The 26,174-nt window shown below is 74.6% G+C and carries 26 protein-coding genes and 1 tRNA gene; 13 read left to right on the top strand and 14 right to left on the bottom strand.

Annotated elements, in window-relative coordinates; all coding sequences use genetic code 11:
- The first annotated feature begins 265 nt into the window (after positions 1 to 265).
- Both IF45_RS0114365 and IF45_RS0114355 read left to right on the top strand, forming a co-directional pair.
- On the top strand, positions 266 to 1,591 hold the full coding sequence (locus IF45_RS0114365) for an ATP-grasp domain-containing protein (RefSeq protein WP_030307760.1): 1,326 nt from the start codon (positions 266 to 268) through the stop codon (positions 1,589 to 1,591).
- A 105-nt stretch (positions 1,592 to 1,696) separates the two neighbouring features.
- Positions 1,697 to 2,230 carry a GNAT family protein gene (locus tag IF45_RS0114355; protein ID WP_030307758.1) on the top strand — a complete coding sequence of 178 codons (534 nt, stop codon included), beginning with the start codon at positions 1,697 to 1,699 and terminating at the stop codon, positions 2,228 to 2,230.
- Positions 2,231 to 2,313: 83 nt separating this feature from the next.
- Here the strand turns inward: IF45_RS0114355 and IF45_RS0114350 are convergent, their stop codons facing one another.
- The 6 genes from IF45_RS0114350 to IF45_RS0114325 all read right to left on the bottom strand — a co-directional run bounded on the left by IF45_RS0114350 (position 2,314) and on the right by IF45_RS0114325 (position 6,961).
- Positions 2,314 to 3,801, bottom strand: a complete 1,488-nt coding sequence (locus IF45_RS0114350) for a SulP family inorganic anion transporter (protein ID WP_003949844.1) — start codon at positions 3,799 to 3,801, stop codon at positions 2,314 to 2,316.
- Between the two features lie 8 nt (positions 3,802 to 3,809).
- Entirely contained in the window at positions 3,810 to 4,400 is a 591-nt protein-coding gene (locus IF45_RS0114345; protein WP_003949845.1) for a carbonic anhydrase, read from the bottom strand.
- 143 nt (positions 4,401 to 4,543) lie between these two features.
- Positions 4,544 to 4,921: a hypothetical protein gene (locus IF45_RS0114340; RefSeq protein ID WP_003949846.1), complete on the bottom strand. Its 378-nt coding sequence runs from the start codon at positions 4,919 to 4,921 to the stop codon at positions 4,544 to 4,546.
- A 404-nt stretch (positions 4,922 to 5,325) separates the two neighbouring features.
- Complete coding sequence (locus IF45_RS0114335) at positions 5,326 to 5,916, bottom strand: TetR/AcrR family transcriptional regulator (protein ID WP_030307756.1); 591 nt, start codon at positions 5,914 to 5,916, stop codon at positions 5,326 to 5,328.
- Positions 5,917 to 6,332: 416 nt separating this feature from the next.
- Positions 6,333 to 6,409, bottom strand: a tRNA-Met gene (locus IF45_RS0114330).
- Positions 6,410 to 6,469: 60 nt separating this feature from the next.
- Positions 6,470 to 6,961, bottom strand: a complete 492-nt coding sequence (locus IF45_RS0114325; protein ID WP_030307755.1) for a GNAT family N-acetyltransferase — start codon at positions 6,959 to 6,961, stop codon at positions 6,470 to 6,472.
- Between the two features lie 246 nt (positions 6,962 to 7,207).
- Between IF45_RS0114325 and IF45_RS0114320 the strand changes: the two genes are divergently transcribed.
- The 5 genes from IF45_RS0114320 (at position 7,208) to IF45_RS0114300 (ending at position 11,922) form a co-directional block, all read left to right on the top strand.
- A complete protein-coding gene (locus tag IF45_RS0114320) occupies positions 7,208 to 8,896 on the top strand; it encodes a PP2C family protein-serine/threonine phosphatase (RefSeq protein WP_030307753.1) in 1,689 nt (562 codons plus the stop codon).
- Positions 8,893 to 9,954, top strand: coding sequence for a cobalamin B12-binding domain-containing protein (locus tag IF45_RS0114315; protein WP_030307748.1), 1,062 nt, complete (start codon positions 8,893 to 8,895; stop codon positions 9,952 to 9,954). The genes IF45_RS0114320 and IF45_RS0114315 overlap by 4 nt, the downstream gene beginning before the upstream one ends.
- Positions 9,955 to 10,000: 46 nt before the next feature.
- A complete protein-coding gene (locus IF45_RS0114310; protein ID WP_030307738.1) occupies positions 10,001 to 10,384 on the top strand; it encodes an STAS domain-containing protein in 384 nt (127 codons plus the stop codon).
- A gap of 520 nt (positions 10,385 to 10,904) precedes the next feature.
- On the top strand, positions 10,905 to 11,255 hold the full coding sequence (locus tag IF45_RS0114305; RefSeq protein WP_030307727.1) for an STAS domain-containing protein: 351 nt from the start codon (positions 10,905 to 10,907) through the stop codon (positions 11,253 to 11,255).
- 127 nt (positions 11,256 to 11,382) lie between these two features.
- On the top strand, positions 11,383 to 11,922 hold the full coding sequence (locus IF45_RS0114300; protein WP_030307726.1) for an ATP-binding protein: 540 nt from the start codon (positions 11,383 to 11,385) through the stop codon (positions 11,920 to 11,922).
- A 27-nt stretch (positions 11,923 to 11,949) separates the two neighbouring features.
- Here IF45_RS0114300 and IF45_RS0114295 read toward each other — a convergent pair whose 3' ends face one another.
- Positions 11,950 to 12,288, bottom strand: coding sequence for a MerR family transcriptional regulator (locus IF45_RS0114295; protein ID WP_003949854.1), 339 nt, complete (start codon positions 12,286 to 12,288; stop codon positions 11,950 to 11,952).
- A gap of 591 nt (positions 12,289 to 12,879) precedes the next feature.
- Here IF45_RS0114295 and IF45_RS0114290 point away from each other — a divergent pair.
- The 3 genes from IF45_RS0114290 to IF45_RS0114280 all read left to right on the top strand — a co-directional run bounded on the left by IF45_RS0114290 (position 12,880) and on the right by IF45_RS0114280 (position 15,498).
- Positions 12,880 to 13,083 carry a cold-shock protein gene (locus IF45_RS0114290; RefSeq protein ID WP_003949855.1) on the top strand — a complete coding sequence of 68 codons (204 nt, stop codon included), beginning with the start codon at positions 12,880 to 12,882 and terminating at the stop codon, positions 13,081 to 13,083.
- A gap of 414 nt (positions 13,084 to 13,497) precedes the next feature.
- On the top strand, positions 13,498 to 15,009 hold the full coding sequence (locus IF45_RS0114285) for a DEAD/DEAH box helicase (RefSeq protein ID WP_003949856.1): 1,512 nt from the start codon (positions 13,498 to 13,500) through the stop codon (positions 15,007 to 15,009).
- A 177-nt stretch (positions 15,010 to 15,186) separates the two neighbouring features.
- Positions 15,187 to 15,498 (top strand): SCO5918 family protein, encoded by a 312-nt coding sequence (locus IF45_RS0114280; RefSeq protein ID WP_003949857.1) that lies wholly within the window; start codon positions 15,187 to 15,189, stop codon positions 15,496 to 15,498.
- A gap of 86 nt (positions 15,499 to 15,584) precedes the next feature.
- Here IF45_RS0114280 and IF45_RS0114275 read toward each other — a convergent pair whose 3' ends face one another.
- On the bottom strand, positions 15,585 to 16,547 hold the full coding sequence (locus IF45_RS0114275; RefSeq protein WP_030307722.1) for an NAD(P)/FAD-dependent oxidoreductase: 963 nt from the start codon (positions 16,545 to 16,547) through the stop codon (positions 15,585 to 15,587).
- Positions 16,548 to 17,009: 462 nt separating this feature from the next.
- On the opposite strand from IF45_RS0114275, the gene IF45_RS0114270 reads away from it, so the two are divergent.
- Positions 17,010 to 17,795: an SGNH/GDSL hydrolase family protein gene (locus IF45_RS0114270; RefSeq protein ID WP_018893819.1), complete on the top strand. Its 786-nt coding sequence runs from the start codon at positions 17,010 to 17,012 to the stop codon at positions 17,793 to 17,795.
- Positions 17,796 to 18,450: 655 nt separating this feature from the next.
- Here IF45_RS0114270 and thiI read toward each other — a convergent pair.
- The 4 genes from thiI to IF45_RS0114245 form a co-directional block, all read right to left on the bottom strand.
- Positions 18,451 to 19,719 (bottom strand): tRNA uracil 4-sulfurtransferase ThiI, encoded by a 1,269-nt coding sequence (gene thiI, locus IF45_RS0114265; RefSeq protein ID WP_030307721.1) that lies wholly within the window; start codon positions 19,717 to 19,719, stop codon positions 18,451 to 18,453.
- Between the two features lie 216 nt (positions 19,720 to 19,935).
- On the bottom strand, positions 19,936 to 21,648 hold the full coding sequence (locus IF45_RS0114255) for an FAD-dependent oxidoreductase (RefSeq protein WP_008409865.1): 1,713 nt from the start codon (positions 21,646 to 21,648) through the stop codon (positions 19,936 to 19,938).
- A 142-nt stretch (positions 21,649 to 21,790) separates the two neighbouring features.
- Positions 21,791 to 22,711, bottom strand: coding sequence for an AurF N-oxygenase family protein (locus tag IF45_RS0114250; protein WP_003949863.1), 921 nt, complete (start codon positions 22,709 to 22,711; stop codon positions 21,791 to 21,793).
- A 174-nt stretch (positions 22,712 to 22,885) separates the two neighbouring features.
- Entirely contained in the window at positions 22,886 to 23,524 is a 639-nt protein-coding gene (locus tag IF45_RS0114245) for a hypothetical protein (RefSeq protein ID WP_030307719.1), read from the bottom strand.
- Between the two features lie 43 nt (positions 23,525 to 23,567).
- On the opposite strand from IF45_RS0114245, the gene IF45_RS0114240 reads away from it, so the two are divergent.
- Both IF45_RS0114240 and crcB read left to right on the top strand, forming a co-directional pair.
- On the top strand, positions 23,568 to 24,119 hold the full coding sequence (locus tag IF45_RS0114240) for a fluoride efflux transporter FluC (protein ID WP_030307717.1): 552 nt from the start codon (positions 23,568 to 23,570) through the stop codon (positions 24,117 to 24,119).
- Positions 24,116 to 24,493: a fluoride efflux transporter CrcB gene (gene crcB / locus IF45_RS0114235; RefSeq protein WP_003949866.1), complete on the top strand. Its 378-nt coding sequence runs from the start codon at positions 24,116 to 24,118 to the stop codon at positions 24,491 to 24,493. The genes IF45_RS0114240 and crcB overlap by 4 nt, the downstream gene beginning before the upstream one ends.
- A 16-nt stretch (positions 24,494 to 24,509) precedes the next feature.
- Here crcB and IF45_RS0114230 read toward each other — a convergent pair whose 3' ends face one another.
- Both IF45_RS0114230 and IF45_RS0114225 read right to left on the bottom strand, forming a co-directional pair.
- A complete protein-coding gene (locus tag IF45_RS0114230) occupies positions 24,510 to 25,145 on the bottom strand; it encodes a response regulator (protein WP_003949867.1) in 636 nt (211 codons plus the stop codon).
- Positions 25,142 to 26,155, bottom strand: a complete 1,014-nt coding sequence (locus IF45_RS0114225; RefSeq protein WP_256671082.1) for a sensor histidine kinase — start codon at positions 26,153 to 26,155, stop codon at positions 25,142 to 25,144. The genes IF45_RS0114230 and IF45_RS0114225 overlap by 4 nt, the downstream gene beginning before the upstream one ends.
- Between the last annotated feature and the right edge of the window lie 19 nt (positions 26,156 to 26,174).

The raw sequence follows: 26,174 nt of genomic DNA, 5'->3' as shown, positions 1-26,174 counted from the left end.
CCGCCCCTTCGGCGCGCGTACGGACCCGACTTTCCCACGTGCCGGTAAAAACGGCGAGATGACTCCGATATGCCTTGATCGGCCTCCGCGCGGAACGTACCGTGGCGTACGCCGCTGCTCCCGCAACACCAGTGTGGAGCAGGGAAGTTGATGATCCCGGCAGGCAGCCGTCGCGCGAGCGCGGGACACCTCGCCCCGTTTCCCGGTCGCCCTCACCCTGCCGCCGCGCCCGATCCGGGACGGCATTCCGTCTGGAGGAGTTCTGTTGAACCGTCAGAGCGAGCGTCCGCCCGCCGTGATCGTCATGAGCGACCTGCCGGCCCTGGCCCGCCAGCACCGGCTGATCACCGACATCGCCGAGCGCGGGATGGCGCCCCTGGTCGTCGTCGGCCCCGTGACCGACCTGCCCAGGCTGACCGGGCACATGGCGGACAGCACCCACCCGCTGTCCCGCATCGCCACCGTCCGCCAGCTCCCCGACGCCGCCGTCGACGGCGTACTGGCCTCGGTCCAGGACTGGATCGCCGACTACGACGTACGCGGGGTGATATGCAGCGGCGAGGTCTTCGTGGACCCCGTCGGGGTGCTCTGCGAGGTGCTGGGCCTGCCGGGGGCGGGCACCTGGGCGGCGCGGGTCTGCCGGAACAAGGTCATGCAGCGCGTCATCCTGCGCGACCACGGCCCCGTCTCGCGCGCCTTCGCCCCGCACGAGCGGGAGAACGCCAGCTCCGAGGTGTACCCCTGCGTCGTCAAGCCGGCCGGGCGGATGTTCAGCTCCGGTGTCCTGCGGGTCGACGACGACGCCGAGCTGCGGGCCTCGCTCGCCGCCTACGAGCCCGACGAGACGATCCTGGTCGAAGAGCTGGTCGTCGGGCCGGAGTTCTCGGTGGAGGCGCTGGTCCACCAGGGCGAGGTGGTGTGGAGCGGCGTCACCGCCAAGCTCACCAACGAGGACAGCAGCCGGTACTTCACCGAGATCGGCCACACCAGCCCCGCCAAGCTCCCGCTGCCCCACACCGACGCGCTGGTCAGCGCCAACGCCGCCATCCTCAAGGCGCTGCGGTTCGACAGCGGCATCACCCACGCCGAGTTCCGGCTCCGCGACGGCCAGCCGGTGCTGATGGAGGTGGCCGCCCGCCTCCCCGGCGACGCGATCACCATGCTGTGGCACCTGGCCACCGGCAAGCCCGTCGAACCGGCCATCGTCGACCTGGCCCTCGGCATCCGGCCGGACTACCCGGTGCCGTCCCGGCGCGCCGTGCAGCGCTTCGTCGAGCACACCGCCGGGGCGCGGCTGGCGGACGTGCGGTGCGCGAGCGCCCCGGTCTCCTGGATCGGCGAGGACGGCTACTGGCCGACCGTCGAGCCCTCCGGCGCCGACGCCCCGGCCCGGGCGGCCTCGGTCATGGTCGGGCTGGCGCCCGGTGCGACCCTCGGCGCCCTGCACGACTCCTCGGGCCGCTGTGCCTCGGTCGTGGTCGACCTGCCCTGGGAGGCCGATCCGGACAGCGCGACGACCCCCTTCGCCGACCAGGTCGAGGTGGTGGCCGAGCAGCCCGCCACACCGGAGCGGGCCGACAGCGCAGGCTGAATCCACCACGAAGGGACGGGACATGGTCGTACGATTCTTCTGGCACGACCGGCAGCAGCACGACGAGAACGGCGCCTACCCCTTCGTCACCGAGGTGGTCCGACCATGACGACGGCTCTTCCCACGCCCGGCCCCTCGGGGCGGACCACCCAGTGGGGAGTCCAGTACCGCACTCCCCGCCCCGCCGACGCCCCGGCGGTCTGGCGGCTGGCCGAGCGGACTGCCGCACTCGACCCGAACGGCCCGCACCACTACGCCCTCTGGTTCCGCGACTTCGCCGACACCTCCCTCGTCGCCACCCTGGACGAGGAGGTGGTCGGCTTCGTCACCGGCTACCGGCGCCCCGAGGCCCCCGACACCTACTTCGTCTGGCAGTACGCCGCCGTCGCCCGCTTCGCCCTCCCCTTCCTCGACGCCGAGCTGTTCGAGGCGGCGGCCGACCGCGAACGGGCCCGGGGCGCCCGGTACGTCGAGACCACCGCCGCGACCGGCAGCCAGGGCCTCATCACCGTCCTGGAGCAGTACGCCCGCGGGCGCTCGGCCCCGGTTCGTACCGCACTCCTCTTCCCGGCGGAGCGGTTTCCCGCCGCCCACGCCGACGAGGTGCTGTACCGCATCGGCCCCTTCCCCACGAGCTGAGCCCGCGGGCCGGGCGGCCCGGCACGCGGAAGGCCCTGTTCCCGGCGTACCGCTCGTGAACAGGGCTCCCGCGCACGCCCGCGTCAGTCCGGGGTGCCCTCCGGCGGGGCCAGTGCCGTCATCCGCACCGGCTCCGTCCCCGAGGCGCTGTGCCGTTCCGCCCAGTTCTCCAGGGCGGTGCGGCAGGCGTGGTCGAGGTGGTGGAGGCCGGAGAGGTCGAGTTCGACGGGGCGGTCCTGGGGGAGGGATTCGAGGCTGTCGAGGATCTTGGGGAGCCGGAGGAAGGTGGCGTTGCCGGAGAGGTGGGCCTGGACGGGGCCGGCGCCCTTGTCTATGACCTCCAGTTTGACGTGGGAGGCGGTCCAGGCGGTCTTGGCGACGGAGAGGGCGAGGCCGATGAGGACGCCCTCGAACATATTGACCGTGACGATGGCGAGGGCCGTGACGACCAGGATCACGGCCTCGCCCCGGTGGTGGCGCCAGAGCGGCACGAAGGAGCGGAGCGGGATCAGCTTCCACCCGGCGTGGACGAGGATGCCGGCCAGGGCGGGGAGCGGGATCAGGGCGAGGGCGCCGGGCAGCAGGGCGGCGAAGAGGAGCAGCCAGACGCCGTGCATGACCCGGGACGCCTTGGTCCGCGCGCCCGCCTGGACGTTGGCGGAGCTGCGGACGATGACGGCGGTCATGGGCAGGGCGCCGAGCAGGCCGCAGACGGTGTTGCCGGCGCCCTGGGCGACCAGTTCCTGGTCGTAGCGGGTGCGGGGGCCGTCGTGCATCCGGTCCACGGCCGCCGCGCTGAACAGGGACTCGGCGGAGGCGATCAGGGTGAAGGCGAGGATGGTCCCGAGCAGGCTGAGGCTCGCCAGCTGGCCGAAGGCACCGGCGCCGGGCGGCTGGACCGAGTCGAGCAGCCCGCGTACCTCGACGGTGGCGACGGGCAGGCTGAGGACGAGCGAGGCGACGGTGGCCAGGAGTACGGCGGCCAGCGCGCCCGGTACGGCCCGGAACTTGCGCGGCAGGTGGTTCCAGCCGACCATCACCGCGACCGTTCCGGCGCCGACGGCGAGCGAGATCAGGGCGGTGGAGCTGCCGAGGGCCCCGGCGAGGGCGCCGGGCAGGTGGGTGATCTTGTCCAGACCGGCGGCGGGGGCCTTGAGCCCGGCGGCGGCGTAGAGCTGGCCGGCGATGAGGACGAGGCCGATGCCGGCGAGCATCCCCTCGACCACGGAGACCGAGATGGCCCGGAACCAGCGGCCCAGTTTCAGCAGCCCCATGGCGAGCTGGAGCACTCCGGCGCCGAGCACGATGACGCCGAGGGTGGCGAGGCCGAAGTTCTGGACGGCCTCGAAGACCAGCACGGTCAGGCCGGCGGCGGGGCCGGAGACCTGGAGGCTGCTGCCGCGCATCAGGCCGGTGACGATGCCGCCCACGATGCCGGTGACCAGGCCCAGTTCGGCCGGGACCCCGGAGGCGACGGCGACGCCGACGCAGAGCGGCAGGGCGACCAGGAAGACGACGAGGGAGGCGGCGAAGTCCTGCCGCAGGTACGGGAAGCGGGCGGTCTTCTCCACGGCGGCCCTCACAGGGCCCGGAAGAGGTCGGCGCGGGCGTCGTGGGCCAGGACGGACCCGGTGTGCACCTCGTAGTACCAGCCGTGCATCCGCAACGTGCCCTGTTCCAGGCGGCGTTCGACGCAGGGGTAGGAGCGCAGGCGGAGCAGCTGGGTGAGGACGTGGTTCTGGACGGCGCCGCCGACGGCGGGGTCCTCGACCGGTCCCTCGGGGCGCGGGGCGGCGTGGGCGAGCCAGTCGCGGACGGCGGGGACGGCGGTCAGGTCGTCGCCGCGGACCAGGGCGCCGACGGCTCCGCAGTGCGAGTGGCCGCAGACCACGATGTCCGCGACACCGAGCACCTCGACGGCGTACTCGATGGTGGCGGCCTCGCCGGTGGGCGGCTGGCAGGCGTACGGCGGGACGATGTTGCCCGCGGTGCGCAGCTCGAAGAGCTCGCCGGGGCGGGCGCCGGTGATCAGCGCGGGGACGACCCGCGAGTCGGAGCAGGTGATGAAGAGGACCTGCGGGGACTGGCCCTGGGCGAGCCGGGCGAACTCCTCGGGGCGCTCGGCCGACTGGCGGCGGAACGAGCGGGCGTGATCGATGAGGGGCTGCATCAGTGGTTCCTCCTGGCGCGCCGGGGGGCGCGTCGGTGCGGATGTGAGGGTGGCGCTGGCGGCATGCCGGGGTGGCCCCGGGTCGGTGACCAGGGGGTGCCGGCCGGGGCGCGGGGCGCGTCCGGGGGGTGCCGCGGGTCGGCTCAGCAGCGGAAGACTTGCAGGGCCGCGGGTTCGTGCACGCCGGACGTTCTCGGCGCGTGCGCGTCCGGGAAGGGGACGCGGACGGCCGTCGCGTGCGGGGTGGCGAACCGGTTCGGCGGGATCGCTCGGGCGGACCCGTCACCGGGTGCGCCCGCGGCGGCCCGGTGCCGGTCGCGGGTGTGACGCAAGGCGCTGATCTCACCGGTGCGTTCGCCCGCACCGCAGCCGGCGTGCGTGGGTTCCACCGCCAGGACCGGAGCCTGGTCGTGGGTGGCGTGCGCGGCGGGGACGGGCGGGGTGGCCGGGCCGGTGAACGGGAGGGCCAGGAGCAGGCCGGCCAGGAGGGCGCCGGCGAAACGGCTGAGGGTGAAGCGCACGGTGCCTCCTTCCGGTCCGGGCCCGGCATCGACAAAACGCTAACAGCGTAAAGCGATTGCCAAGTTAACCCGATGTGAAAAGGAGAGCCCCGCATCCCTTTACTCGCTCTTTAGTTCTGGCGGTGACCGGCGCCTCCTCTTTCTTTCGTCACATATTTCGCACAAGTGAACGCCGGTAATTGCACAATGAGTTCGAACGGGGTGGCGGGAAATGGTGCGCCCTGGCTTGATCCGGCCAGGTCAGGGGCCTGATGTGCAGTCAGGGGTGCGGGTGGGGCCGGGGTGTGCCGGTGGGGCCCGGAAGGCGGACGCCGGGGCTGGCGGAGAACCCGCCCCCGAGAAATGGCGGAAAATTCCCCTTGGGGTTGCCTTGGTGAAGGCCTGGGGAATGGAGCGTGGTCGCTCTATCCCCGTACGGCGCTCCAGATGCGCTCCGGGAGTTCCCGTGCGGCCTCGTCGAGGTCGGTGTCGCCGAGGGTGAGGTGGCGGCGGGCGGTGGCGACGACCGGGCCGAGGATCAGCGATTCGAGCAACGACGGGGAGACGTCGGCCAGTTCGCCGGTGGCGATGCGGTGCCGCAGCCAGACGGCGAGCGGGGAGAGGCGGGCCTCCTGGGCGTCCCGCAGCTCCTTCGCGTGCGCCATGCCGTGCCGGTCGGCGGTGGCCGAGTGCAGGAGGAGGGCGGCGTCGGGGTGGTCCCGGACGAAGCCGAGGTAGGCGCGGACGGCGGCGCGGATGCCCTCGCGGGCGGAGTCCGCCTCCAGCAGGGCGGTGGCGAGCGGGGTCATCAGCCGCTCCAGCCAGCGCTGGACGAGGGCGTGGACGAGCCCGTCGAGGTTGCCGAAGTGGTGGTAGAGGCTGCCGGGGCTCAGCGCGCCGGCCCGGGTGACCGCGCTCACCGTGAACCCCTGCTCGCCCTCGCGTGCGTAGACGAACAGGGCGGCCTCCAGGGCCCGTTCGACGGTGGCCTCGCCGCGCTGCTGCTTCGGGCTCATCGGCTGAGGTGTCCTCGGGGGTGGGCGGCGCGAAGCGCGGGCGGGTGAGCGGGTCGGCGCCAGCCTAGAACACCTTTTCTGGAAACGGATTCCAGAAAAAGGTTCCGGTTCTCGGCCGGTTCCCGCACACTGTTCCGGTCGGTCGCCACCGCTCCACGAGCCGGTGGCCCGCCCGCTCGTGCGCGCGAGCGGTACGAGGGCGGCGGGGGAGCCCTCGTCCCGCCGTGCCGCCGGCCGGGGCGGCGCACCGAGAGGGCCGGGCCCCGGGGGAGGCGCGGAGTTCTTCGACGGAGGGGAACGAACTCCCGCCGGGCCCCGGCCCCGAGACCACCAGGTACCGGGGGTCGTTCCCCGTCCGTGGGCGCCGTGAAAAGCATCCGGCCCCCGGGCGCTGTGCGCGCCCGGGGGCCGGATCGTGGTAGCGGGGACAGGATTTGAACCTGCGACCTCTGGGTTATGAGCCCAGCGAGCTACCGAGCTGCTCCACCCCGCGTCGGTAGACCCCACCGTACACGAGTGCCGGGGTGGTCCCCGACCACCCGCGATCCGGCGCTCAGGCCGGCGGTGTCCACGCGAGCACCGCCTCGTCGTCCTCGACCAGGCCCGTGGGGCGGAAGCCGAGGGCGGTGTAGAGGCGGGTGGCGGCGGTGTTGCCGGGGTGGACGGAGAGGCGTATCTCACGGCAGCCGGGAGCGGCGGCGAGGCCATCGAGCAGGAGGGTCAGCGCGGCCCGGCCCACGCCCCGGCCCTGCTCGGCGGCGTCGACGAGCATCCCGCCGATCCAGTGGACGTCCTCGTCGGCGTCGTACGCCCACATCACATGGCCCACCGTGCGGCCGGCGGCGTCGACGGCGAGCGAGGTCCAGACCTCCTCGCGCAGCGAGAGCAGGAGATAGCGGGCGCCGAGGGCGGCGACGAAGCGGCGCTGCTCGTCGTGGGGCGCGAGATCGGCGACGGCCCGCCAGTTGGCGTCCGTGACCGGGCCGAGGGTGACGAGGCGGCCGGTGCGGTCGTGGTGGGCCGGGAGCGCGGAGGCGAGGGGCACGGCGGGTCCGTTCGGTGGGGCGGAGTGGGTGGAGAAGGGGTGCGGTGAGGAATTCTGCGAGGGCCGCGCGTGCCGGGGCGAGCGGTTTTCACCGGCGGGAGCAGGGACCTCGGGGCCGGGAAGGGCTGGTTCGCGGCGGGGGCGGCTTGCCGGGCGGGCCGGGCGTGCGGGATGGTTCCAGGAGGGGAGGACCGTCGTCTCTATCTGCCGGGAAGGTGGCAGGGTCCCAGCGAAGGGCCCACACACGTGGACGTTACGAAGAGTTCCACCATCGGCGCGCCCCGGGCGCGGACCGGGCGCACCGCCGCGCCCGGCGCCTGGGACGAGGCCCCCTGCCCGGTCCTGGTGGCCGACGCGGCCGGAGCCGTCGTCACCGCCAACGCCCACGCCACCGCCCTCTTCCCCGCCGCCGTCCCCGGCGCCCCGCTCTCCGACGCCGTACCGGAGTGGCTCGGCGCGGCCCACCGGGCGGCCGTTGCCGGACAGGAGCCGGGTGACGCCGTCTCGGGAGCGGTCGGGGAGCGGGTCTACCGGGCCGTGGCACGGCCGGCGGCCGGCGGTGGGAGCCGGGGCGCCGGCGCCGCGGGACTCGTCTGGTGGCTGAGCGACGACACCGGGCGGGCCGAGGCCGAGGCCGCGCTCGCCGTCGAACGGGCCCGCACCGCCTTCCTCTCCGAAGCCTCCAACGCGCTGCTCGCCACCCTCAACACCGAGCGCTGCATGGAGGTGACCGCCCAGCTCGCCGCCCGCCATCTCGCCGACGGCGTCGTCGTGGTCCTCCCCGGCGCGGGGCGGCGCACCCCGCTGGCCTGGGCGGTGGACGGCGGCGGCTCGACCCGCGCGCTGCTCGCCCTCGACCCGGCCGAGGTGCCCGGCCTCGCCGAGGCGCTCCAGGGCTTCCCGCCCGTCCCCTCGCGCTGGATCGACCCGGGGGCGCTGCCCACGTGGGCCGTGCCGGAGGAGTTCGACGGGCCGGTCTGCGCGGTCGCCGTCATCCCGCTGCCCGGCCACGGCGTCCCGGCCGGGGCGCTGATCCTGCTCCGCCGCGAGGGCAAGCGCGGCTTCACCGAGCCCGAGGAGGTCTTCGCCCGCCTCTTCGCCGCCCGCGCCGGAGCCGCCCTCTCCGCCGCCCGGATGTACGCCGAGCAGGCCGCCGTCACCCAGACCCTCATGCGGGAACTGCTGCCGCCCCGGCTGGAGCAGATCCGCGGCGTCGAGTTCGCCGGCGGCTACCGCGCCTCCGAGCGCGGCGAGCGGGTCGGCGGCGACTTCTACGACGTCCACCCGACGGCGGGCGAGGCCGGGGCGTCCCTGGTCGTCCTCGGCGACGTCTGCGGCAAGGGACTGGACGCCGCCGTCCTCACCGGCAAGATCCGCAACACCCTCCAGGCGCTGCTGCCGATGGCCGACGACCACCCGCGCGTCCTGCGGATGCTCAACGACTCGCTGCTCAGCTCCCACCACACCCGCTTCGCCACCCTCGTCCTCGCCTCCGCGGTCCGCGAGGGCGACGCGGTCCGCCTCGACCTGACCAGCGCCGGACACCCGCCGCCCCTGCTGGTCCGCGCCGACGGCACCGTCGAGGCGGCCGACACCCGGGGGTCGCTGGTCGGCGCGCTGCCCGAGGTCGAGGCCACCACCGCCCGGGTCACGCTTCGCGCCGGGGAGACCTGCCTGCTCTACACCGACGGCGTCACGGAGGCGCGGGGCGGCCCCTTCGGCGACCGGATGTTCGGCGAGGAGCGGCTGCGCGAGGCGCTCGCCGAATGCGCCGGGATGCCCGCCGAGGCCGTCGTCGAGCGCGTCCAGATGCTGGCCGCCCAGTGGGTCGGCGCCGGCGAGCACGACGACATGGCCATGGTCGCCGTCACCGTGCCGAGGAAATCCCCCGGAGGCGTGGTGAGCGCCGCCGGCCGGGGCAGGGGCAGCGCATGACCACACGTACGCCCGAGGAGACCGTCACTGCCGCCGAGCCGCTGCGCGCGCTGCTCTGGGACGCACTGCTGGCCGGCGACGAGTACGCCGCCGCCGACGTCCTCTTCGCCGCCCTCGACGACGGGCTCAGCGCCGAGGAGGCGCTGCTCGACGTGATCGGGCCCGTCCAGGCGGAGGTGGGGCTCGGCTGGGCCGCAGGCCGGCTCTCCGTCGTCCAGGAGCACGCCGCCACCGCGATGAACGACCGGATCATCGCCGCCCTCGCCCACCGCTCGCCGCCGCCCGGCGAGGGACGCGGGCGGATAGCCGTGGCCTGCGTGGAGGGTGAGTGGCACGCGCTGCCCGCCCGGCTGCTCGCCGAGACGCTGCGGCTGCGCGGCTGGCGCGTCGACTTCCTCGGCGCCCAGGCCCCCACCCCGCACCTCATCGCCCACCTCCACCAGACCGGCCCCGACCTGGTCGCCCTCTCCTCCTCGATCCCCACCCGGCTGCCCACCGCGCACGCCGCCATCACCGCCTGCCAGGCCGCCGGGGTGCCCGTCCTCGCGGGCGGGGCCGCCTTCGGCGCCGACGGGCGGTACGCGCGGCTGCTGGGCGCCGACGGCTGGGCGCCGGACGCCCGGTCCGCCGCCGACGTGGCCGCGGGCGGACTCGGGGTGCCCTCGGGGGCCGTCCTCCACGAGCCGGTCGACGACCTGCCGCACCTCGCCGACCAGGAGTACACGCTGGTCAGCCGCGGCCGGACGCGGCTCGTCCGGGAGACCGTGGACGGGCTCGACGACCGCTTCCCGGCCATGCGCGGCTACACCGAGCGCCAGCGCGAGCGCACCGCCGAGGACATCGCCCACATCGTCGACTTCCTCGCCACCGCCCTCTACGTGGACGACGACGCGCTGTTCACCTCCTTCCTCGTCTGGACCGCGGGCATCCTCGAAGCGCGCGGCGTCCCCGCCCGCTCCCTCACCCCGGCCCTGGAACTCCTCGGCGAACCGCTGCGCGACTTCCCCCGCGCCACCCGCCTCCTCCGCCGGGGCGGCGTCGCCCTCACCGGCGGCTGACCGCCTCTTCGACCCACCCGCCCCCCACCGGCCCCGGAAAGCCCGCATGCCCCCTCTGAACGACCCCGACGACCCCGACGACCTCGGCGGCACCGGTCTGACCCTCACCGCCGAGCCCGCCGCCCCCGGCACCCTCGCCCTGCGGCTCGCCGGCGCCCTCGACCACGAGAGCGCCGACGCGCTGGTACGGGAGGTCGCCCGCCGCCTGGCGGAGCGCCCCGCACCCCGGCTGCTGCGGCTGGACTGCGCCGGGCTCACCGCCTGCGACTCGCTGGGACTGTCCGCCCTCCTCATGATCGGCCGCCGCACCGGCGCCGCCGCCTGCGCCCTGCGCCTCGACCGGCGCCCGCCCCACCTGGACCGGCTGCTGGAAATCACCGGGACCCACGGCTACCTGGTGGGCCCCGGCGAGGAGCCCGGCCCGGCCTGACGGCCGCATTTCCTATTCCGCCCCGGCGCCCACCTCCCGGAAAAGCGAATTTCACGGGATTCGCAGGTTTCGATCCCGGAATCCGGGGCCTTCCCGCCGGGCTCCCGGCCGCCACCTCCCGGCGTCCTCGCTGGTCGGGAGCGGTGCGCCGCCGCCCGCATTCCGCTTCCGAACAGGACGTAAACCCCTCACGAGGGCCGGAATCCGGCCCCCGGCGGCCCGCTCCTCCGGCGCGTCGGGACCTTTCCCGCGTACGCCCGGTGCGCGCTCCGAGATTTCCCCCGTACACGCCGCCCGCCCGTTTGAACAGGGAGATCGTGGCAAAAAGCGCTGAACGGAACGGACCGTCCGAACCGAGGAGTGGGATTCGTGGAACGCCAGGAGAAGCAGTCCGGCCGCGAGAACCGCACCGTGCGCCCCCGCGGCCACCGGCGAGATCCGCGGGCCCGCAGTCCGGGCCTCCGCGAGAACCGAGACCGAGGGTGCCGCGTTGCCCCGGACGGAAAAGGAGGACAGGAGCATGCTGGAGAGATCCGGTATGGACATCACGACGAGCGCGGAGCTCTCCGCCTTCGTCATCGGGGTTCACGGCGACGTGGACCTGCACACCGCACCCGCGCTGGACGCCGCTCTCGCGCAGGCGCTGCGCGCGGAAACGTCCCGGACGGTCGTGGACCTCTCCGGGACCGGCTTCGCCGACTCCAGCATTCTGGGCAGCCTGCTACGGGCCCTGCGCGACCACCGCGAGCAGGGGCGGCGCCTCATCCTCGCCGGACCGATGAGCGATCTCGTCACCCGGCTCTTCGAGGTGACCGGCACCCTCGCCGCTTTCGAGACGGCACCCGACGCCAGGGCGGCCCGGGAGCAATGAAACCGGCCGCACCCGGGTACCCGGTCCTCCGGCGGCACCCCCGCCGGGGGCCCGGACCCCGGCCGCGAACAGGCCGTACCGCAACCGCAGAGCCGAGCAGCCGTACCGACGTGCAAGGGGGCCAGCCGTGACAGTCGACGAAGGCGACGGAGATCTGATCCAGTACCGGCAGGGCGCCGCCCGTGCCGGGAACGGCCACCGTCCCGCGCAGGCACCCCGGATCGTCGAGGCGCCGCAGCACCGGCAGACCCGGCGTACCCCGCAGGTGCCCGGTACGGCGGGCGAGGCCCGCGCCCTGGTCCAGCAGGCCCTGCGCGACAGCTTCGGCCCGGACGCCATCGGGGACAGCGACGACGGGCTCGGCGACACCGTGGTCGTCGCCGACGCCCTGCTGGTCACCTCCGAGCTGGTCACCAACGCGATCCGGCACGGCGGCGGCCTCACCGGCTTCGACGTCCAGCTGGAGGAGTCCCACCTCACGCTGCACGTCAGCGACGCCAGCCCCGAGCTGCCCGCCGCCACTCGCCCCGACGGCCCCTTCGACCCCGACCGCCCGCTGGTCGGCGGCTACGGCTGGCCGCTGGTACGCCGCCTCTGCCGGGAGGTCTCGGTGCGGCCGCTGCCCGGCGGCGGCAAGTGCGTGACCGTCACCCTGTCCCTGGTCTGACCAGGGACAGGAGCGAGTCTGAACGGGTCAGTCGCGGGGAGCCGCGGAGGCGGCGTCACGCAGCCGCTCGTTGACGCGGAGGGCCTCTTCGAGCTGGTCCTCCAGGATCACGATGCGGCAGGCGGCCTCGACGGGCGTGCCCTGGTCGACCAGTTCCCGGGCGCGTGCGGCCACCCGGAGCTGGTAACGGGAGTAGCGGCGGTGGCCGCCGGCGGAGCGCAGCGGCGTGATCAGCCGGGCCTCGCCCACGGCCCGCAGGAACGCCGGGGTCGCGCCGATCATCTCGGCGGCGCGGCCCATCGTGTACGCGGGGTAGTCCTCGTCGTCGAACTTGTCCGCCGGGTCCGGCGGGGTCTTTCGGGTCACCTGCACCTCTTCGTGGGACGGATCGCTGCTCCTTCCGGAGGAAGTTCCCCCGGCCCATTCCGCTGCCTGCGGCGGGCTCGGGACTCCGGCGGATCACAGCACCCGGAGGAAAAAGGCTAACTCCGGGAAGGTCCCATGTCTAACGTGGCCGTGACAGTTTTCGGCGGAGTGTCGCGGGGTTCGACCGACCGCGACGAGGGTAGGCCCGGGCCTTCGCGGGCCGGGGTGGGCGACCGGCCCCGGCACAGCCCCGACAGCTGGCCGCCGAATATCTGTCGCGGCTGGTGCAGAAAGAGGTCGCGCGGCGGGTGCGGGTTTCCTCACGGGGCTGCGGACGGTAATCCGCAGGGGCCGCCGGAATGAGCACTTTTCGCCCCTGTGCCGCCGGAGGGCGCGTGCTAGTGTCGGTCGAGTTGCAGTTGTGGTTGCCAGAATTTCACGCTCTTCGCGGAGGGCCCGTCGGAAACCGACGGCCATCAGCAGGAACGCTTGTGTATTTCCGGAGATTTTTCTCCGGGCGGGGTAATCATCGCGGCGGCGCGGGATACGCACAGTGTGTGTCCCGGTGAATTGCCCCGAAGGAGAATTGACATGGCTACTGGCACCGTGAAGTGGTTCAACGCGGAAAAGGGCTTCGGCTTCATCGAGCAGGACGGCGGCGGCGCCGACGTCTTCGCCCACTACTCCAACATCTCTGCCCAGGGCTTCCGTGAGCTCATCGAGGGCCAGAAGGTCAGCTTCGACGTCACGCAGGGCCAGAAGGGCCCGCAGGCCGAGAACATCGTCGTCGCCTGACGACGCTCAGCACCGACGCAGCTGGGGCCCGCACCTTGGGTGCGGGCCCCAGCTCGTGCTTTCCCCCGGCGGAGCCGACCTGCCCCGCCCGGACACCCCCTGTGGACCGCCCGCCCCACCGCGCCCCGCGCGGTGCCGCACGGCACACCCGGCCTCGTCCCCCGGCCTTCACCGCAGTGAGCGAGCGCGTCACCGGCGTACTGTCGCCGCCCCTCGCGCTTTCCGGACGCCCGAGCGTCCATCAGTGCAGCTCCTGAGCCAGTCGTGCTCCCGAGCGAGTTCAGCTCCTGAGCCTCGCGGCTCTTCGGCTGCCCCGGCTTCACCCCGCATGTTCTTCGGTTCGTATCGGTGACTCTTCCGCGTTCAGCTCCGCGCGGCCGGGATTCCCCGGCGTTCCGCAACGAGGAGGTTCCCATGAACCAGAACCGCGCGAGTCGCGACGACAACCGCACCGGCCGACGCTCCGGCGGCGGCCACCGGGGCGCCGGCGCCCCCCGCTCCGCCGGCCCCGACCGCTTCCGCTCCCCGGGCCGCGGCGGCCCGCAGGGCGCCCGCCGCTCCGGCGGGGAGCGCACCCGCGCCGGAGCCCGCGGCGAGTTCGCCCCGCCCGTCACCGGCACCCCCGCGCTCCCGCCGGTCGACGCCTTCGACCAGCTCGGCCTGCCCGCCCCGCTGCTGGCCTGCCTGACCGCGCAGGGCGTCACCGAGCCGTTCCCGATCCAGGCGGCGACCCTGCCGAACTCGCTGGCCGGGCGCGACATCCTCGGCCGGGGCCGCACCGGCTCCGGCAAGACCCTCGCCTTCGGCCTCGCCCTGCTGGCCCGGCTGGAGGGGCGGCGCGCCGAGCCGCGCAGCCCGCTCGGCCTGGTGCTGGTCCCCACCCGTGAGCTGGCCCAGCAGGTCACCGAGGCGCTCACGCCGTACGCCCGTGCGCTGCGGCTGCGGATGACGACGGTGGTCGGGGGGCTCTCCCTCGGGCGGCAGGCGTCGGCGCTGCGCGGCGGCGCCGAGGTCGTCGTGGCGACGCCGGGGCGGCTCAAGGACCTCATCGACCGGGGCGACTGCCGGCTGGACCAGGTCGGCGCCACCGTGCTGGACGAGGCCGACCAGATGGCCGACATGGGGTTCATGCCGCAGGTCACCGAGTTGCTCGACCAGGTCCGCCCGGGCGGGCAGCGGCTGCTCTTCTCGGCGACCCTCGACCGCAACGTCGACCTGCTGGTCCGCCGCTACCTCGACGACCCGACGGTCCACTCCGTCGACCCCTCGGCCGGCGCGGTCACCACGATGGAGCACCATCTGTTCCAGGTCCACGGGCCCGACAAGCACGCCCTGGCCACCGAGATCGCGGCCCGCGACGGCCGGGTGATCCTCTTCCTGGACACCAAGCACGCCGTGGACCGGCTCGCCGAGCACCTGCTTCGCAACGGGGTGCGCGCCGCCGCCCTGCACGGCGGCCGCTCGCAGGCCCAGCGCACCCGTACCCTCACCCAGTTCCGCGACGGGCACGTCACCGCGCTGGTCGCCACCAACGTGGCCGCCCGCGGCATCCACGTCGACGACCTCGACCTGGTCGTCAACGTCGACCCGCCCGCCGACCACAAGGACTACCTCCACCGCGGCGGCCGCACCGCCCGCGCCGGGGCCTCCGGCAGCGTCGTCACCCTCGTCCTGCCCGAGCAGCGGCGCTCCATGAGCCGCCTGATGGCCGACGCGGGCATCACCCCGCAGACCACCCGGGTCCGCTCCGGCGAGGCCGAGCTGAGCCGCATCACCGGCGCCCGGACGCCCTCCGGCGTCCCCGTCGTCGTACGGGCCCCCGCGCCCGCCTCCCCGCGTCGCGGCGCCTCCTCCTCGCGCGGCCGTCGCAGCCCGGCGGCCCAGGCACGCCGCGCGGCGGCGGTCCGGGCCCGTCCTGCCGCCTAGGCGGCAGGGCCCGGGGCGGCCCGCTGTCCGGGCGGGCAGAACGCCTGCCCGAATCCTCCCCCGCAGGGCGCGTGGACGGATACGCTCAGCCTGTCCTCGCGCTCCCCTTCCCGACCGGCATCCCAGGGGCGCTGTCCGGCGCCGGTCCCCTTCGAAACCCCGTGAGTTGAGGCACCCATGCGCTGTGTCATCGCCCGCTTCCCCTTCGACCTCGTCAAGAGCGAGGTGGTGGCGAAGATGAAGGGCGTCAAGCCCGAGCCGGTCACCGGCGAGTACGTGATCATCGGCCGCCACCACTACCCGGTCAAGCAGGTCGGCGAGGTCATCACCCGCCAGGACCGGCGCGACTTCAGCGCCGGTGAGGTCACGCGGGCCCTGACCCGCCTCGGCTTCACCTGCCGCCCGGCCCCCGGCACCGAGCCCGCCGTCGAGCGCACCGCCGTGGAAACGGCCGCCGCCCAGCTCGGGGGCGCCCCGGAGCAGGGCTGACGCACCCGCCGAGCCCGGCCGGACCAGGTCCTCGCGACCGGCCCGGCCGGGCTTTCGTACGTCCTGGGCGCCGGACCTGGCCCGTCCTAGCCCGCCCGGCGGGCCTCGACGGCGCGGCGGGTCTCCTCGGTGACGAGGTCCATGTTGAGCACGGCGGCGGCCCGGACCGCGGCGCCCGCCGAGATGACGACCTGGTCGGTCGGGCTGGCCACGTTGCCCGCCGCCCAGACGCCCGGGACGCTGGTCAGCCCCGTCGCGTCGGTGTCCAGGCGGCTGCCGATGACCGTGCCGCCGACCTCCACCGGGACCGTCTCCAGGCCGAGCCCCGCGAGGAAACCGGCGCGGGCGGTCAGCGTGCCGCCGGTGGCCAGGGCGCGGACCGGGACCGTGCTGCCGTCGGCGAGCCGTACGCCCGCCAGACGCCCCTCCCCGTCGGTCTCCACCTCGGTGACCTCGCCGTCGACGATCCGGGTGCCCCGGGCCTCCAGCTGCTCGCGCTCCTCGGGGGTGGGGCCGGCGGTGGTGTGGGTGAAGAGGGTCAGGTCGTCGGTCCACTGGCGCCACAGCAGGGCCTGGTGGACCGAGAGCGGGCCGGTGGCGAGGACGCCGGTCGGCAGGTCCTGGGCCTCCCAGCCGTGGCAGTACGGGCAGTGCAGCACGTCCTTGCCCCAGAGGGCGGCCAGGCCCTGGACGGGCGGCAGCTCGTCGGTGATGCCGGTGGTGACCAGCAGGCGGCGGGCACTCACCTCGCTCCCGTCGGCCAGGGTGACGACGAACCCGTCCCCCTCCCGGCGGGCGTCGGTGACCGTGCCCTCCTGGATCTCGCCGCCGTACGAGGTGACCTCGGCCCGGCCGGTCCGCAGCAGCTCGGCGGGGCTGACGCCCTCGCGGCTCAGGAAGGTGTGGACGCCTGCGGCGGGGGCGTTGCGGGGGGTGCCCGCGTCCACGACCAGGACGGTGCGGCGGGCTCGGCCCAGGGTGACGGCGCCTGCGAGGCCGGCTGCGCCGCCGCCGATGACGACTACGTCGTAGGTGTGCGGGGTGGGCATGAGGGGGGCTCCCTTCGGTGGCTGGTAGGGCCGAGGATGCGGCCGGGGTGGCGCTATGGGCAAAGGGGGTTGCCGTTTCGGCAAGGTGTGGGGTGGCCTCAGACGCCGGCCGGGCTCGGTGGCCTCAAGCGCCGGCCGGGCTGAGATCGGCTGAGCACCGGCTCAACGGTGCCGGTCCAGAACGGCCTCAAGCGCCGGCCCGGCTCAGTGGCCTCAATCGCCGGCCGGGCTGTCATTGGCCGGGCTCCGTCTCGACCGTGGCGGTCACTGATTGGCCGGCTTCAAGCGCCGGCCGGGCTTGGACAACCGGCCCTGCACCCCCGCCGGAGCCGGGAGGCGGCCAAGCGTCGGCCGGGCGGAAAGGTGGCCTCGACCGCTGGTCGGGGGGAACGGGGAGGCCGTTAGCCTCCTGGGGACGGGCGGGGCAGGGTTGGGGCCGGACAGGGATGAGGAGGGGCCGGGATGTCGGTGGTGCGGTATGTGGCGTTGGGGGACAGTCAGACCGAGGGGCTGGGGGACGGGGACGAGGCGAGTGGGCTGCGGGGGTGGGCCGACCGGCTCGCCGAGTTGCTGGACGCGGCCGAGCCCGGGCTCCGGTACGCCAATCTCGCCGTGCGCGGGCAGCTGGCCGGGCAGGTGCGGGCCACGCAGCTCGACGCGGCCTTGGCGTTGCGGCCGGACCTCGCCACGGTCGTCGCGGGCATGAACGACCTGCTCCGCCCCCGTTTCGACGCGGACGCCGTCGGGGCCGAGCTGGAGGCGATGTTCGCCGCACTGACCGGCGCCGGGGCGCGCGTCGCGACCCTGACCTTCCCGGCGATGGAACGGCTGGTCCCGCTGGCCCGGCCGCTGGCACCGCGCGTCCCCGCGCTCAACGCCCGTATCCGCGAGGCGGCCGCCCGGCACGGCGTGCTGGTGGTGGAGACGTACGGCGAGGAGGTTGTCGTCGACCCGCGCCTGTGGAGCCCGGACCGCCTCCACGCGGCCCCCCTCGGCCACGCCCGCATCGCCGCCGCCTTCGCCCATGCCCTCGCACTGCCGGGCAGCGACCGGGGCTGGGCCGTACCGCTGCCCGCCGTGCCCCCGGTACGCGGCGTACGCGCCCTGGCCGCCGAGGCGCGCTGGGTGTCGGGGTTCCTCGGGCCGTGGCTGGGGCGCAGGGTGCGGGGGCGCTCGTCGGCGGACGGGCGGGTGGCGAAGCGGCCCGGCCTGGCGCCCCTGGGCACCGCCGGGCGCGCCGGCGACTGAGGGCGCCTCCCGCCCCGGCGGGCGTCCTGCGCCGGCTGTTCAAGCCCGGGCGGCGTTCGAGGCCGATCGGTGGCGGGCACGGTCGAGCCGGAGTCGGGCCAATGACGGGGCCAACGACAGGGCCAATGACAGCCCGGCCGGCGATTGAGGCCACTGAGCCTGGCCGGCGTTTGAGGCCACCTAGCCCGGGCGGCGCTTGAGGCCGTTCTGTTCCGGCACCGTTGAGCCGGTGCTCAGCCGATCTCAGCCCGGCCGGCGCTTGAGGCCATCGGTGACCCGCAGGGTCGGGGCGAGCAGATGGAGGCGGAGCCCTGCCTCCATCGCGGTCCACCCAAGCCCGGCCGGCGTTTGAGGCCGAGCAGTGACCGGCGCGGTGGGGCCGAGCGTCACCACACTTCAGCCCGGCCGGCGCTTGAGGCCATCTCTGACCCGCAAGGTCGGGGCCGGCAGGTGGAGGTGCAGCCCAGTCGCGTCGCGACCGAACCAAGCCCGGCCGGCGTTTGAGGCCATCTGTGACCGGCCAGGTGAGCCGGGCTCAGCCGAATCCAGCCCCGCCGCCACCGGAGGCCAGCCCGGCCCGGCCCAGGCCAAGCCAAGTCAGGCCAAGCCAAGCCAACCCACCCCGCAACCCCCAGCCCCGCCGGGGCAGCCCCGCTCAGTCCGTGCCGCAGGCCGGTGCGGCGGGCGGGGTCGCGGGGGCCGGAGTCTCGTCCGTGCCCGGCCTGGTGACCTGGGCGGAGGCCAGCATCTGGTCGATGAGTTCGTCGGCGTCGAGACGCTTCTCGAAGCCGGCCACATCCTCCAGCTTGGTCCGCAGGGACACCTGTCGCGGCGCGAGCAACTGGCAGCAGTCCTCGTCCGGCAGGACGGAGATCTCGGCGGTGCCCACCCGGCGCGCCTCGTCGATGATCTCCTGCTTCTCCCAGCCGATGAGGGGCCGCAGCACGGGCAAGGTGGCAGCCTCGTCGACGAGGGCCATGTTGCTGAGCGTCTGGCTGGCGACCTGCCCGAGCGCGTCCCCGGTGACCAGCGCCTGGGCGCGCAGCCGCCGGGCGAGGACGGAGGCGGCCTTGACCATGAGGCGCCGCTGGCCGACGACCTGGAACCGGCCGGCCCCGACCACGGCGAGCTGCTTCTGCGCGTGCCCGAGGGCGACGATGTGGAGCTTGCCGGGCGGCTGGTACCGGTTGAGCTCGCGGGCCAGCGCGTACGCCTTGAAGGCGGAGGCGGCGTTGGTGTACGGCGCCCCGGTGAAGTGGACGAGGTCGCACCGCAGCCCGCGCCGCATGGCGCGATGGGCGGCGACCGGCGAGTCGTAACCGCCGGAGAGGAGGACGAGGGCGCGGCCGCTGGTGCCGACGGGGAGGCCGCCCTGGCCGGTGTGGCGCAGGCCGGAGACGTAGGACTCCTTGCGGTCTATCTCGACCTCGACGCGTATGTCGGGGCGGGTCAGGTCGACGGGCAGCCCGTGGGCCTCCTGTATCCGCGCGCCGACCAGGCGCTCCAGCTGGGTGGAGGTGAGCGGGAAGGGCTTGTGGCGGCGGCGGGCGCGGACCGCGAAGGTGGTGCCGGGCGCGGCCCCGTCCAGGGCGGCGACGGCGGCGGCGACGATCGCCTCCTCGCCGGTCTCCACCCGCATCGCCGGCTGTACGGCGACGAAGCCCATGACGCGCCGGGCCCGTGCGATCAGCTCGTCCTGCGGCGCGTCCCCGCCGAGGACGGTGACGTTCTGCATCTCCTTGATCCAGATGGAGCCGGTCACGCCGCGCAGGGCGCCGCGCAGGTTGTCGTGGAGGCGCTCGACGAAGAGGTGCCGGTTGCGGCCCTTGAGGAAGACCTCGCCGTGCTTCAGCAGCACGCAGGGCCCGATCGGTACGGGTCCGGCCAGATCGGGGACGCCCTGAGCGGGCACGACGGCGTTCACGGTTACTCCTCGCGGGACACGGCCCCGCCGGCGGGCGGGCCGTCGTCCAGGTTAAACGGGCCCTCCCGCGTCCCCTCCGGCCCCGCCCGGCCGCCCGCCCTGTGACCTTTGACGCGTCGTGCGTGTTTCACGTGAAACATCACGAGGTGGTACGGAAGGTCCGGGCCGGGACCTTTCCGTACCACCTCGCGGCGGGCCGCCCCGCGCGGCCCGGTCTCAGCCCGGCAGCCGCAGCCTGCTCCGGCGGGCCGCCGCCACCAGTTCGGGCACGGTGGCGAACTTGGTGCGGACCCGCCCGTCGCGCTGCCCGCTCTCCCGCTCGGCCCGCTCGATGGCGGCGAGCCCCCGGGCGTCGACGAGGCGCCGGTTGCGGCGCCGGGCGAGCCGGGCGAACTCCTTGGCGCTGCCGGAGGGCGTGGGCAGCCCGCCCGCGACCGCGTCGGCGAGCAGCGTGGTGACGGTCTCGGCGGCGCAGGAGCGGTTGGCGCCGATGCCGCCGGAGGGGCCGCGCTTGATCCAGCCGACCACGTACTCGTTGCTGCGCCCGCGCACCCGCCCGCCCTCGTGCGGCACGGTCCCGGTGGTCTCGTCGAAGGGCAGTCCGGGTACGGCCACGCCCCGGTGCCCGATCGAGCGGACCACCAGCTGGGCCGGGATCTCGGTCCCGCCGGTGACCTGGACCCCGGTGACGGCCTGCTCGCCGGTGACGGCGAGCGGCGCGGAGTGGAAGCGGAAGACGATGCGGCGGCCCGGCTCGGGCGGCCGCGACCAGTCGACGGCGGTACGGGTGACCCCGCCGAGCATGCCCGCCTTGTCCAGCGGCCCGGCGGCGTCGATGGCGGCGCCGATCCGGGGGTCGTGGTCGTCGACGACGAGGTCGACCCCGTCGAGGTGGCCGAGGGCGAGCAGTTCGGTCCGGGTGTACGCGGCGTCCTCGGGGCCCCGGCGCCCGAGCAGCACCACCTCGCGGACCCGCCGCCCGCGCAGGGCGTCCAGCGCGTGGCCCGCGATGTCGGTGGCGGCGAGGGTGTCGGGGTCGGAGACGAGGATGCGGGCGACGTCGAGGGCGACGTTGCCGTTGCCGACCACGACGACGCGTTCGGCGTCGAGCGAGACGGCGTCGGGGGCGTGGTCGGGGTGGGCGTTGTACCAGGCGACGAGCCCGGTGGCGGAGACCGAGCCGGGCAGTTCCTCGCCGGGTATGCCGAGCCGCCGGTCGGTGGCGGCGCCGACCGCGTAGATCACCGCGTCGTGGTGGGCGGCGAGTTCCGCGGCGGACAGCTCCTTGCCGACCTCCAGGCCGAGCTGCATCCGGACACGCGGGTGGTGGTGGAAGCGGGCGAACGCTTCGCCGACCTTCTTGGTGGCCGGGTGGTCGGGGGCCACGCCGTACCGGATGAGGCCGCCCGCGACGGGGAGCCGGTCGACCAGGGTGACCTGGGCGTCGGTGTGCAGCAGCAGGTCCTCGGCGGCGTACATGCCGGCCGGGCCGGTGCCGACGACGGCGATCCGCAGCGGGGCGAAGTCGGAGGGCAGGGAGCGGGCGAAGCCGGGCGCGTCCCAGGCGCGGAAGAGCGGGCCGGTGCGCTCGGCCGCCTCGGCCTGCGCCTCGGCGCCGTCCCCGGTCACCGAGGCGGGCGCCGCCGCTGCCTCCTCCCGCTCCGTCGTCGTCGCCTCCTCCTCGTAGTAGGCGGCGTTGAGGGCGGCGTACTCGCGGTGGGCGGGCTTGAGGCGGTCCACCGGGAAGATCGCGTCGACCGGGCAGGCGTCGGCGCAGGCGCCGCAGTCGATGCAGGAGCGCGGGTCGATGTGCAGCATCTCGGTGCTGCCGAAGGCGCGTTCCTCGGGGGTGGGGTGGATGCAGTTGACCGGGCACACCGCGACACAGGTCGCGTCGTTGCAGCAGGTCTGGGTGATGGCGTAGGTCATGGTCCGCTTCCGGCTCGGTCGTACGGGCCCGGGGCGGTCCGGACCAGGAGGGGGTGCGGGCCCGTCCAGGACGCGGACCGCGGGGGTACGGCGGCGCGCGGCGGCGGGCGCGCGGCCCGCCGCCGTGGTGGCGCCGGGCGGGTCAGAGCAGGTTGGCCCGCCGGTAGACCGCCGCCGCCGGGCGGGTGAGGAGCTTGGCGGAGGCGAGGAAGTCCATCAGCCCCGAGCAGCTGGAGCGGATCATGGACTTGTGGTGCTGGTTGGCCTTGGCCTCGGCCAGCGCCCGTTCGGTGTTCAGACCGGCGTTGCGGTACACGTCGCGGTTCCACATGCTGGTGATGACGAAGTACGCGCAGATGGAGATGACCAGGGCCTGGACGTTCCGGCGCAGCCAGCCCGCCTTCTCCAGCCGCTTGATCGTCTCGTCCCGGGCGAACTTCATGTGCCGGGACTCCTCGACGACGTGGATGTTGTTGATGGTGCGCACGAAGGGCACCACCCGCTCGTCGCGCATCCAGTCGCGCTGCATCACGTCGAGGACTTCCTCGGCGACGAGGATCGAGGCGTACGCGGCCTCGCCGACCGCCAACGTCTTGAAGAGGCGGCCCAGTTCCATCACCGCGCGGCGCGGCTTGTACGCCGGGGCGCCGAGCTTGCGGACGCCGCGGGCGAACATGATGGAGTGCCGGCACTCGTCGGCGATCTCGGTGAGCGCCCACTGGAACTCGGGGCTGCCCGGGTCCTTGGCGTAGATGTCCCGCAGCACCATCTGCTGGAGGATCACCTCGAACCAGATGCCGGTGCTCGCCACCGACCCGGACTCCTGCCGGGTCAGCTCCTTGCGCTGGTCCTCCGTCAGTTCGTCCCAGTAGCGCGTCCCGTAGAGGGAGCTCCACTCCGGGCTCATGCCGTGGAAGGACTTGTCGAGCGGTGTGTCCCAGTCCACCTCGGTGGCCGGGTCGTAGGAGAGCTTCGCCGAGGATTCGAGCAGCCGGCGGGTGATGTCGTTGATGTCGTGCCCGCCCTCGTCCTGGGCGGCGGGCTGTGCGTCGGTCGTTGCCATGGGAGCGGCCCCTTCGTCCGGATTCGGGCGATACCACATGCGTGGTGTTACCGATGGTAAGAAGGCCGGTCGTCCGAGGGAACCCCTCCGGCATTGTTATTTACAGAAAGTCGACAGGGGTGTTTCGGGGAGATGGCCGCGGGGCCAGGCGACCGGAACGGCAGCTGCCGCCCCTCAGCAGGCGCCCACCGACCAGAAGACGCCCACTTCGTCGGCGCTGACCGCGATGAGCCCCAAGTCGTCGCAGAGATCGAGTCCGTTGACGTACGCCCCGGTCAGGAAGGTGTACGAGGCGGTGCCCCGCAGCCCCGCCGCGACGAAGTCCGGGGCCGGGCCGGAGCCGGCCGCGACCGCGTTGGTCCAGTACTCCGCGTCCGGCCCGTACCGGTCGAGCAGGGTCCGCGCGTCGGCCAGGACGGCCTCGCGGTCCGGGCGGGAGCGGACGGGCGCGGGCTCGAACTGCCACTCCTCGCTCATGACGGCGAGCGCGCCGACCGCCGCCGCCCGCTCCAGCGGCCGCAGGTACGCGGGGAACCGCTCGGCGGGCGGGGGCGCGAACGGGTAGGCGGGCACGGCGTCGCGCCCCGGACCGGTACGGTCCGCGTCCAGCCCGGGCCGGCCGCGCGGGTCGGCCACCTCGCGCCGCAGCACCGCGAGCACGTCCCGCGCCCACTCCTCGTGGCGCCTCGGCCCGGTCGCCACGAAGACGTACGGGTCGCCGAGGAGGCGCCGGAGGGCGACGTTCCACTCGGGCTCGGGCTCGGGGCCGGGGCCCGGCGGGTGGGCGGGCGCGGGGGCGGCGGGCGGACGCATGCCGTCAGGCTAGGCCGACGACGACCGGCGTAACCTCCCTCCCATGTCCCACCCGCCCCACACCCCGGACGGCGCGGCCCCCGACCCCGCCGAGAGCCACCGCGCCAACCTCCCGCTGCCGCCCCCGGAACCGGTCGACCCCGATCTGGGGCCCGAACTCGCGCCGAGTGAGCGGCCCGAGAGCCAGGCGCCGGTGCTGCTCGCCATCGCGCTCGGCGGCGGGCTGGGCGCGGTGATCCGGTACGGGGCGACGGTGCTGTGGCCCACCCCGGCCGGGTCCTTCCCCTGGACGGTCCTCGTCGTCAACGTCGTCGGCTGCGCGGCCATGGGCGTGCTGATGGCGCTGCTCACCGAGGTGTGGCCGGACGCGCCCCGGCTGACCCGGCCCTTCCTCGGTACCGGGGTCCTCGGCGGCTTCACCACCTTCTCCACCTACGCCGTCGACGTGCAGACCTTGTTCGACGGCGGCAGTCCGGGCCGCGCGCTGGGCACCCTCGTCCTCACGGTCGCCGCCGCGCTCGCCGCCGTCGCCGGCGCGTCCTGGCTCACGCGCTCGGCGGTCCGCCTCGGCCGCGCGGAAGGGAGCCTGGCATGACCTGGCTGCTCGTCGTCGTCGGCGGCATGATCGGCGCGCCCTGCCGGTACCTGATGGACCGTGCCGTCCAGCGCCGCCACTCCTCCGGCTTCCCCTGGGGCACCCTCGCCGTCAACATGAGCGGCTCCCTCGTCCTCGGCGTGCTGGTCGGCGCCCGTCTCACCGGCGCCGCCCCGGAGAACCTGATGGTCTTCGCCGCCACCGGCTTCTGCGGCGCGTACACCACGTACTCGACCTTCTCCTACGAGACCCTGCGCCTGGCCGAGACCGGGGCCCGCGGTGCTGCCTTCGCCAACGTCGCCCTCAGTGTCAGCGCCGCCCTCGGCGCCGCCGTCATGGGGCTCGGGGTGGCCAAGGCGGTCTGGGGCGGCTGACCCCGCGCCGCCCGGGTCAGCGCCGGATCAGGCCGCGTTCCAGGGCCGCCGCGACCGCCGCCGTACGGGAGTCGACGCCGAGCTTGGCGTAGATGTGCACCAGGTGCGATTTCACCGTGGCCTGGCTCAGGTGGAGGCGTTCGCTGATGCGGAGGTTGGACATGCCCTCCGCGACCAGGCCCAGCACCTCCGTCTCGCGCCTGCTCAGCGCCGTACCCGGGGTGCGCATCCGGCGCAGCAGCCGGTCCGCGACGGCGGGCGCCAGCGTGGTCCGGCCCGCCGCCGCCGTCCGGACCGCCTCCGCCAGCTCCTCCGGCGGGGCGTCCTTGAGCAGGTAGCCGGTGGCGCCCGCCTCGATCGCCGGGAGCGTGTCGGCGTCCGAGTCGTACGTGGTCACCACCAGGACGCGCGGCGCCCCGGGCCGGGCGGTGATGGCGGCGGTGGCCTCGGAGCCGTTCATCCGCGCGCCGGGCCCGAACTGGAGGTCCATCAGCACGACGTCCACCGCCAGCCGTCCCGCCAGCGCCACCGCCTCCTCCGCGCTCGCCGCCTCCCCGGCGATCTCGAAGTCCGGCTCGGTCTCCAGCACGGCCCGCAGCCCCGCCCGCACGATCGGATGGTCGTCGGCGAGCAGCAGACGGATGACGGTCATCGCGGTGCCTCCGGTACGGGATCGGGGTCGGGGTCGGGCCGGGTTCCTTCGGCCGGCAGCGGCAGCTGGGCGGCGACCGCCGTGCCGCCGCCCGGCCGGGACTCGATCGTCAGCGTGCCGCCGAGGGCGCGGGTGCGGGCGCGCATCGCGGGGATGCCGAAGCCGCCCCGGTCCGGGTCGGGCGCGGGCAGGGCGGCCGGGTCGAACCCCCGCCCGTCGTCCACCACGTCCAGCGCCACCGCGTCCCCGAGCCCGCTCAGCGTCACCTCGGCGGTCCGCGCCCCGGCGTGCCGCACGGTGTTGCCGAGCGCCGCCTGCGCGATCCGCAGCAGCGCCACCTCGTAGGCGGCGGGCAGCGGGCCCGGGTCGTGGGCGAGGTGGAAGCGGACGGTGAGGGGCGCCGTCGCCGAGGTGGTGGCGCAGAGCCGTTCCAGCGCCCCGGCCAGCGTGGTCCCCTCCAGGTCCTGCGGGGCGAGGGCGGCGACGAACCGGCGGGCCTCGGCGAGGTTGTCGGCGGCGGCCTGCCGGGCCTGCTCGACGTACCGCCCGGCGCCCTCCTCGCCGCCGAGCGAACGCTGGGCCGCGCGCAGCAGCAACTGGATGCTGCTCAGCCCCTGCGCCAGCGTGTCGTGGATCTCCCGCGCCAGCCGCTCCCGCTCGGCCAGCACCCCGGCCGTGTGCTGCGCCGCCGCCAGGTCGGCCCGCGCCCGGGTCAGCTCCTCGATCAGCCGCCGCCGCTGCTCGCTCTCCCGGTACAGCGCCTGGTACCCCCGGACCACCGCGACCGCCACGGCCGCCCCGATCACCGGCCCGATCGCCGCGGCCGCCGTGAACCCGCCCTGGTGCGCGGCGTACGAGCAGACCGCCACCCCCGTCGTCAACGCCACCGCCCACGGCCCCGCCCGCCCCGCCAGCAGATGCAGCTGCACGAAGAACAGCGGGAACGCCAGCCACATCGCGTCCGCCGTCAGCCCCAGCAGCCCCGCCCACAACCTGTCTCTTATACACATCTGACGCTGCCGACGACTC

It is taken from the genome of Streptomyces albidoflavus (assembly GCF_000719955.1).
In the GTDB taxonomy this organism is placed as follows: Bacteria; Actinomycetota; Actinomycetes; order Streptomycetales; family Streptomycetaceae; genus Streptomyces; species Streptomyces albidoflavus.
This window is presented reverse-complemented; position numbering and strand designations above follow the sequence as displayed.